This is a genomic window from Pseudarcicella hirudinis (genome assembly GCF_900115665.1).
GTDB lineage: Bacteria > Bacteroidota > Bacteroidia > Cytophagales > Spirosomataceae > Pseudarcicella > Pseudarcicella hirudinis.
This window is the reverse complement of record NZ_FOXH01000005.1, coordinates 442,625-452,032: the sequence shown is the minus strand read 5'-3', so window position 1 is coordinate 452,032 and position 9,408 is coordinate 442,625. Positions and strand designations below refer to the sequence as shown.

The following is a 9,408-nucleotide window of genomic DNA, read 5'->3' as shown; positions in this document are numbered from 1 at the left end:
AATCTGGATGATATTGACTCAACACCAGATAGCAATCCGAACAATGACGGAACGCCAAAAGATGATGTGATCAACGAAGACCACAAGAATAATCCGACGCAGGATGAGGATGACAGTGATATTGAGGTCATTAACGTTGGTAGCAATACCGTAGATTTGGCTCTTAAAAAGGAGATTAATAAGAAAATTGCCCGCTTGGGTGAAACCGTCACCTATACCCTGAAGGTTTGGAATGAATCGGCTGTATCGGCCACTGGTGTTGTTGCAAGAGACAGTTTACCAGCCGGTGTGGAATATCTGAACAGCAGTGCTTCACGTGGCAGTTATGATCCAAGTTCTGGTCTATGGACTATCGGAAATGTTGGGGCTAATGGTGATACTGTTACCGTGACTATTCAAGTCAAAGTAGTGGCCGAAGGGATATGGTTCAACACAGCCGAAATTTTCAAGTCGGATCAGACAGATAAAGACTCAACCCCTGGTAACGGTGTTGAAGGGGAAGATGATATGGGTCGTCAGTGTTTTACGGTGCCAATCAAACTGTGTCCTCAGGGTAATGTACAAATTATTGTACCAGCAGAAAATAATGTGCAATGGTTTAAGGATGGCGGTAGTACACCTGTTGCCAGTGGCAATACAGTGAGGTTAAATGAGCCAGGCATCTATACCTTCCATAGCTCAGCGGGGAATTGTCCTGCCGAAGGTTGTTGCCCGGTTATAATCGAAGCTGACAACAATTGTTGTAAAGATGAAATCTGTGTACCGTTCACCATTCAAAAAAGGAAGAAAAATTAATAATTGGAATAAATGGTATTCGTTGTCGGGAATTTCTGACAGAATAAGATAATAAATAAGTAAGAGTGGGTTCTGGAAAGGGATTTTTCATGAGCGAAGCTAACCCTAACCTGAAATATGTAAGCCCTCAGTCTTTGATTGAGGGCTTTTTTGTGTAAAATCTACGTTCTTTCGGATTTCTAATCTGAAAGAACTAATGCTCATGCAGTAGGAGTGCTTAATATTTCTATGTGCCTATGCTCCTATGTGGTTGCAATGATTCATACAAGTATTTTACCGGTTGGTTATATTTAAATGACAGATCGTTTGTTTTAGGATTAATCATAGATGCTATTCAGCATTTATGTAAATTTTATTTGATAATTTTATAATAATAGCTAACATTAAATATTGTTTTTCAAATAAAAAATATTGCTTTTGGTGTTTTTTGGTAAGATTTTAAATTGAAATTTATAGCGGTTTTATCTGCGTTAATTAGCTTTGAAATGGTAGAATTATGAGAAAGGGCAGGAGGGCATTTGATATGAATCTGATAGAATTAGGTGCTGAAGTCGAAACAAGAGATGGCAGGATTGCTAAATTTGTGAATAATCTGAATGCAAATAAATCATGGCCAGCTTATCCATATCCTTATGAGTTTGAAATAGAAGGTAAGATTTATACTTTTAACAAACAGGGATCTTTTTCAAAGTGGAAAGATTCTCCCCATGATCTTTTTATAATTACCCGTATAAATAACACCAAAGCCTGGTTGTGGAGGATTGTTTTCGGAATAACACTGCTTCTGATGTTCATACTGATTTTCCTGATAATTCATTGGTTTTAAATATGTCAGATTTCGTTTTCAGTCCCGGAATCTATGAAACATTGGGTACTGAAAACGAAACCCGTTAAAATCCTTTAAAAATTCCCCATTCTTCCCGGGCCCTGGCGGTCAAAACGTCTTTCTCCGCCACCATCCATTGGCGGATTATTTCTGTTTCTTTCGCTATTTCCACCCAATCCGAAAGCCCTCAGGCTGTAGGTGAATGTAAGCATGAAATATCTTCTTAAAACCAGAGATCGTACATCCTCCAGATAGGTTTCTGTCAGATTACGGGTGATACTGCTGTTTTGATTCAGTAAATCAAATACTGATATTTTCAATTCTCCTGCCTGCTTTTTCAGGAACTTTTTGCCAAAAGCGGCATTCCATAACGTAAATTTCTGATTGAATGAGTCAGCCAGTCCGGTATAAGTCTGCTGGTTAAGATCCGTTTGGAAAACAAATCCTTTTCCAAAAATCCAGTTAAATTTAGCACTCGCAGTCTGGTAGTAATAATTGTTGTTCAGCTTAGATTGAATAGTATTCTCAACTTTGTTGTAATTGAAATTATAAGATAAAGTAAAATCCACTTTTTCACTGACATTACTCGCCAGCACAATCCCCTGAGAGAAGGTATAATTATTGGAAAAATTGACCTGATCGTTAATTAAGCCCGGTGAACGACTGTAATTCACACTTGAATTGAGGTTTAAATTGGTCTTTATAAAACTAAGAGGTGTGCCATAAGTGACAAATCCTCTGGCAGTTACTGAATTATCAAAGTTGACCGGACGAATCAATTGCCCTCCCTGACCCAAAACTACGCCGCCGGGCAAGGTAATGGGCTTATCAGCAATGAGTGTTGAATTGCCGATTGGGCTAAGGGTGTAATTGGCACTCAGCAAAGCCACAAAACTTTGCGCTTTGGCAGGAGTTGTAATTGAATACCTCGCAGAAAGGGAATGACTGTATTCCTGCTGCAAATTCGGATTTCCGGTAGTCAGCACCAATGGATTGGAGTTATTGATAACATTCTGTAACTGACTGATAGATGGAGCATTGGTAGAGGCACGGTAAATCAGATGGAATTTTTTGTCATCAGAGATTTTATAATCGAAAATCAACATAGGAATGATATTATTGAAAGTCCTGTTGGTTTCATTATTGATCGGGAAAAGCTGCTGACCCGATAAATCAGCTTTCTGAAAAGAAAGGTTGGTTACCAGACGCAGCTTCTGACCACCCATAATATTGTAACCCACACCGAATCGTTGCGTAACATAATCATTGTCGAATTTATTACTGAGCAGGGAATCTAACTGATCATATTCCTGACTCGCCGAATTGATTTTGTTTACCAGTCTTGACGACTGGTTATTGGAATAGCCTATGTTATAGCTTAACTGCAACATGGATTTGTCTGTAACCGGCTCTGTATAAGTAAGGTTTCCGGTCAATTGATAGCTGTCGGTTTTTCCCGTAGTCCGCTGATTGATAAGCTGTACTGATTGAGTTTTGCCAAAAAACTCGTTTTTCGACATCAGATCGCTTTGGGAATCCTTGTTGTTTATATCTGTACCAAAATTGAAGGCAAGAGTTCTGCCTTTTTTGTCAAATTTATGTCTTAAAAGCAGGTTTTGGCTAAAGCTGTAACCGCTGTTGTTAGATTGCGTCTGGTTATTTGAAGTATTTTGCAAAACCGTTCCGAGCAGGGTCCGGCTTTGGGTTGAGCTGTTTGAATTATTCGTTTGAAAGCTCAATCTTGGGGTAAATAAAATAGAGTTTTTAGGGTCAATGGTGTATTCAAATCTGAAATTAAACCTGTGATTGGTATTCATGCTGGTACTCAAAGTAGAATCCCGGTAAAACTGATTCGTTCCGGTAGAAAGAAAATATTCTCTCTGAGAGGATTTTTCAGTAGTATTAGAGCTGTTATTGAAAAAATAACTTCCTCTGACTGTTAACTTTTTGCCCCAGTTATCCGAATAATTTATCCCGTAAGAATTAGTTTTATTAATCCCACTCTGCTGTCCAACCAGAAAGTTATTGCTGGCATTTCCACCGCCACCCGGTCCACCACCTCCACGACCACCTCCTCCGCCACCACCTCCGGAACTTGAAATACCCAGTAAATCCTGAGATGAAAAGTTTTGCTGGTTAATATTATTGCTCATCCCGACAATTGAAATCCTGCGGTCTTTGTTAAAAAGATTGATATTTCCACCTGCAGAATAGGTATCATTGGTTCCGTATCCACCATAAATTTTCCCGAACTTTCCATTTCTTTTGTCCGCACGGGTAATAATATTAATCGTTTTACTGGTATTTCCATCGTTAAATCCTGTAAACTGAGATTGATCGCTTTGCTTATCGAAAACCTCAATTTTATCAATTACCTCTGCCGGAAGGTTCTTCATAGCAATCGTAGGATCGTCTCCGAAAAAAGGCTTACCGTCAACCAGAATTTCCTTCACGGTTTCGCCATGTGCAGTTACACTTCCGTTGTCAACTGTAATTCCGGGCATCTTTTTTAACAGATCCTCTGCCTGTGCATCTTTATTTACCTTAAAAGCATCAGCATTGTATTGCAGTGTATCACCCTTTTGAATCGCAGCAGCTACCTTGGCTTTTACCTGAACTTCCTGTAAAACATTACTTTTTTCAAACATTTGAATTACTCCCAGATTCTGATCTTCCAGCGTAATTGAGATATCCTGAGTTAAATCATCAAAGCCTACATAAGTTGCCTTAAGTGTATATTTTTCAGGATTGAGTTTGGCGAATTTAAAATTTCCGCTGGTATCTGTTACCGCAAAATGCTTAATTTTGGCATCAGCAACGCTTGTCAGGATAATATTGACTCCGATCAAAGCTTCATTTTTTCCATCAGTAATTTTGCCTGAAAGCTGGTTGCTTTGTGCAAATACTGAGCTGGAAATAAACAGAAACATTAGCAAAAACTGGAGATTTTTCATGAATTTGAGGATTATATTTGGTACTTGAATTACCGCTTAGACATGACCGTTTTAACAGGGTTTAGCAGAGAAATAACCAATTAAGCCAAAAGAAGATGAAACCTTGTAAAGACTATACGAAAACTGATTTTGAGTAGATAAATTCTGAAAAAAGAATCAGTTTTGAAAGAGTAAAATCCCCCCGTTGACAAAATACTGAAATGATTCGGGAGAAGTTTTAAGTTTTACAATAATTTAAAATGCAACACGCCTGAAATTAAGAAGCAATGGGTTCTTTTGCATGTTTGAACCTGAAACAGAAAAAGACATACTTTTCATTATACTATACTCAGAAAAATAAGGAGAATAATAAACCCCTACAGAGATTATCAAAAAGAGATGGAAATTTAGGGTTCAAAATAACTGATTCTTCCTTTTAAATTTATGGAAACAAGAAGAGAATTTATTCAAAAAGCGGCAGTTTTAGCCAGTGGGGCAGGTCTGGCAGGGATGTTACCCGCCTCCATTCAAAAAGCAATGGCTATTAATCCCAAAGAGGGAAGTACCTACATGGATGCAGAACATGTGGTGATACTGATGCAGGAAAACCGGTCTTTTGATCATTGCTTCGGTACCTTGCAGGGGGTAAGAGGGTTTAATGATCCCCGTGCAATAACCCTCCCAAATCGTAATAAAGTCTGGCTTCAGTCTAATAAAGAAGGAGAAACATTTGCACCTTTCCGACTCAATTTAAAAGATTCAAATGCAACATGGATGAGCTCTTTGCCGCATTCATGGGAGAATCAGGTAGATGCCAGAAACAACGGGAAATTTGACAAATGGCTGGATGTAAAAAAATCCGGGAATCGTGAGTACAAAAAAATGCCATTGACCCTCGGCTATTATAACCGGGAAGATATTCCTTTCTATTATGCACTGGCTGATGCTTTTACCGTTTGTGATCAGAATTTTTGTTCTTCTTTAACCGGAACTACTCCTAACCGTCTTTATTTATGGTCAGGTACAATTCGTGAAAAACCGGAAGAAGGCTCCATGGCAAATGTTAAGAACGAAGATGTTGACTATGAAAAATGGGCAAAATGGAAAACATTTCCGGAAAGACTGGAAGAAAATAACGTTTCATGGAAAATATACCAGAATGAAATCAGCCTTCCGACAGGGCTTTCCGGTGATGAGGATGCCTGGCTTAGTAATTTTACAGATAATCCGATTGAATGGTTTGAGAAATATAATGTAAAATTCTCTCCTGAATATCATGCCTACCTGAAAGCTCAGCTGATTGCTTTACCGGAAGAAATTAAGGAATTAAACCTGAAACTGAAAACGCTTCCGGCTGATTCTCCTGAACTGGAGAAGACTAAAAAACTCATTGCAAGAAAAGAACATTACCTGGTAATTGCCAAAGAAGATGTGGTGAAATGGGCTCCGGAAAAGTTTGAAAAACTTTCTGAGTTTGAAAAGAATATTCACCGGAAAGCATTTACAACAAATAAAAAAGACGTTGATTATCACAGCCTTACTTCTTTGTCTTACGATGATAACGGAACAAAAAGAGAAGTGTCTGTTCCGAAAGGGGATGTGCTTTATCAGTTTAGGGAAGATGTCAGTAAAGGTAATCTGCCTACCGTTTCATGGCTGGTTGCTCCTGAAAACTTCTCGGATCACCCGGGAGCGCCATGGTATGGAGCCTGGTATTTGTCAGAAACACTGGATATTCTGACCAAAAACCCTGAAGTATGGAAAAAGACCATCTTCATATTGGCTTATGATGAAAATGACGGTTATTTTGACCATGTGCCTCCGTTTGTCGCACCGCACCCGAATGACAGATATGCCGGAAAAGTTTCCAAAGGAATTGATGCGGCAGCAGAACAGGTTAGTTTGGCACAGGAATTGAAAAGACCTCATGACAATCCTGAAAAAGATGCCAGAAGTGGTCCTATCGGATTAGGATTCCGTGTTCCATTATTGATTGCTTCACCATGGAGCAGGGGAGGAAATGTTTGTTCTGAAGTATTTGATCATACTTCTGTGATTCAGTTTCTGGAAAAGTTTACCAGTAAGAAATCAGGTAAAAAGATTAAGGAAACCAATATTACGGAATGGAGAAGAACGATTTGCGGAGATTTGTCTTCAGTTTTCAAACCATACAACGGTGAGAAGATCAATTTACCGGAATTTGTTCAGAAAAACCCGTTTATTGAATCTGTACACAAAGCAAAATTCAAAGAACTTCCGTCGAATTACAAAAAGCTCAGCGCAGAGGAAATAACATCCGTAAATAAAGATGCTGAATATTCTCCGTTGCTGCCAAAACAAGAGGCAGGAGTAAGACCGGCCTGTGCTTTGCCGTATCAATTGTACGCAGAAGGGAATTTGTTTGAAGATAAAAGTGCTTTCGAAATTTCTTTTACTGCTTCAAATGAGGTATTCGGAACAAAAGCTGAAGGTTCACCTTTCATTGTGTACGCTCCTGAAAAATTTGCTTCAAGAGATAAAGAGGGTAATGTAACCGGTTTTGAAGACGTGAATGTCAGAAACTATGCCGTATCTAAAGGGGATTCACTGAAAGATTCATGGGCATTGAAAGATTTCGGACAGCAGGATTATCATCTTCGGGTATATGGACCGAATGGTTTTTTCAGGGAATTTACCGGAAATGCAGACGAGCCGAACATTGAAGTAAAATGCGAATACCAGCGCTCGGATGTAAATGCAAAGAAACTGACCGGAAATGTCAGCCTGAAGATTACCAATTCCGAAGTCAATCCTGTCACTGTTGAAATCATTGACAATTCGTATAAAACCGGATCACAGGTAAAAGAATTAGGTGGTGCAGGTTCTATGCAGGCCTCAATTGAAGTGAATCTTAATTTGTCGAAAAGCTATAACTGGTATGACCTTAGCGTAAAAGTGAAGGGAAACAGCTCATTTGAAAAACGATATGCCGGACATGTTGAAACCGGGAAACAAGGATTTACAGATCCTTTGATGGGTAGAATTAATCTTTAACATTTCCAGACCACAGGTTTATCCGGTAAAGCTTAAGCCTGTGGTTTTATTTACCCTGCTTTAAAATGCTAAAAATCCCCTTTCTCTTCTTTACGCTCTTTTTCCTGACTTGTTTTTCCGGCCACATTAATTATGTCCTGGCGCAAAGTTCATCAAAAGGATACCTCGAAAATGAGGATTTTCGGGAAATCGGGACTATTAATTATCCGGATTCTGCATTTCTGGCATTGAAATCTTCCTATGCCAAAGCTATTGAACAGAAAGATAATCTGAATGCTGCGGATTGTCTGCAGAAAATGGGGCAGATCTGTTTCCATTTCGGGCATTTCCCGCAGGCGATCGAATTTCATCTGCAAGCCCATAAGCTTTTCTTAAACCTGAATAACAAAGCGAAAATTGCGGAAAATCTGAATGATTTAGGGATATTATATTTCTACAACCGACAACAGCATCTTGCCTGGAAGAATTATAATGAGGCACTGAACATCTTCAAAAACCTGAAAAATGAGGAAGGTGTAGCTGTAACATTAGGCAAAATCGGCCATTTATATGAGAAAGAACAAAAATATGACAGTGCTTTTTATTTTCAGAAATTAGCGCTTAAACAATATAAACAGATTCAGAATCAGCAGGGAATCGCAAAAATTTATGAAAATCTGGGCAGTATTTACGAAGACCTTGAAAAGTATGATTCTGCTTATTATTATTTCAGTAATTCGCTGAAAGTAAATCAGTTGAACAGAAATGTGTTGGCCCAGATTGAAGTTTATAACAATCTCGGGGATGTTCTCCGTAAAACCGGAAAATATGCCGAAGGGTTGAAATATTCCCGCCTGGCACTGAGTTTATCAACAATTCATAACGAACGCTACCAGCAAAGCGGTGCGTATCGTGACCTGGCGAAAACCTATAACCTGATGAACAGAAATGACAGTGCCTATTACTACCTGGAACTGAGCAGGAAAATGGCATTGGAGATTTACTCTGAAAAAAGCAGTAAACAGGTAGCACTTTTACAGGTGATGTATGATATTGCCCGAAAAAATAATCAGATCGAAAGTCTGAACCATGAGAGAAAAATCAATCAGATTATTGGAATCGGTGCTGCGATAGCGGTGATTCTTCTGGGGCTCTCAGGCATGCTTGTAATAAGCAGACAGCGCATGAAAATTGCCAGTGAAAGAACTTTAAGTGAACAGAATAAACACATATTTCAGGCACAGAATGATTTGATTCAGGCCGAATTACTGAATAAAAAATTGCTGGAAGAAAAACTGACTCATGAGCTGGATGTTAAAAGCAGAGAGCTTAGCACACATACACTTCATGTAATCCAGAAAAATCAGTTGCTTGAAAAACTCTATAAAAAGATAGAGGAAATGGTTAAAGATGACAAGCGTGACCAAAAGAAGCAATTGAGACAGATTATGCAGGAGATTAATGAAAGTTTTAACCACGATCAGCATTGGGAAGAGTTCAGAAGTATTTTTGAACAGGTACACCAAACATTCTTCGACAAGCTGAAAAGCCATTCCGAAAATTTGTCTTCAAATGATATGCGGCTGGTTGCTTTATTGAAAATGAACCTTAGCTCAAACGACATTGCTTCCCTGTTAGGCATCTCTTCTGACAGCCTGAGGGTGGCCAGACACCGCCTGAGGAAGAAGCTTAATCTTGAACAAGGTGAGAGTCTGACAACCTTTATTCAGACACTTTCCTGAAGGTAACAATTCGGTAATGTAACGGTAATGATTTGATAATGTATCAAAATTGAATTTGTAATTATTTGAATATGAGTATCTTGTAAAATAAATATTTACT

The 9,408-nt window shown here is 38.8% G+C and carries 5 protein-coding genes; 4 read left to right on the top strand and 1 reads right to left on the bottom strand.

The annotated features are described in order from the left end of the window. The coding region (locus tag BM179_RS11885; protein WP_143095214.1) for a DUF11 domain-containing protein at positions 1-795 on the top strand (795 nt) is incomplete at its 5' end. A gap of 496 nt (positions 796-1,291) precedes the next feature. Next, on the top strand, positions 1,292-1,621 hold the full coding sequence (locus tag BM179_RS11880) for a hypothetical protein (RefSeq protein ID WP_092017033.1): 330 nt from the start codon (positions 1,292-1,294) through the stop codon (positions 1,619-1,621). Positions 1,622-1,695: 74 nt separating this feature from the next. Here BM179_RS11880 and BM179_RS11875 read toward each other — a convergent pair whose 3' ends face one another. After that, positions 1,696-4,575, bottom strand: a complete 2,880-nt coding sequence (locus BM179_RS11875; protein ID WP_092017031.1) for an outer membrane beta-barrel protein — start codon at positions 4,573-4,575, stop codon at positions 1,696-1,698. Positions 4,576-4,998: 423 nt separating this feature from the next. On the opposite strand from BM179_RS11875, the gene BM179_RS11870 reads away from it, so the two are divergent. After that, the gene (locus tag BM179_RS11870) at positions 4,999-7,587 is read left to right on the top strand and encodes a phosphocholine-specific phospholipase C (protein WP_092017030.1); all 2,589 of its coding nucleotides are present in this window, start codon (positions 4,999-5,001) and stop codon (positions 7,585-7,587) included. A 65-nt stretch (positions 7,588-7,652) separates the two neighbouring features. After that, complete coding sequence (locus BM179_RS11865; protein WP_092017028.1) at positions 7,653-9,308, top strand: tetratricopeptide repeat protein; 1,656 nt, start codon at positions 7,653-7,655, stop codon at positions 9,306-9,308. The last annotated feature ends 100 nt before the right edge of the window (positions 9,309-9,408 follow it).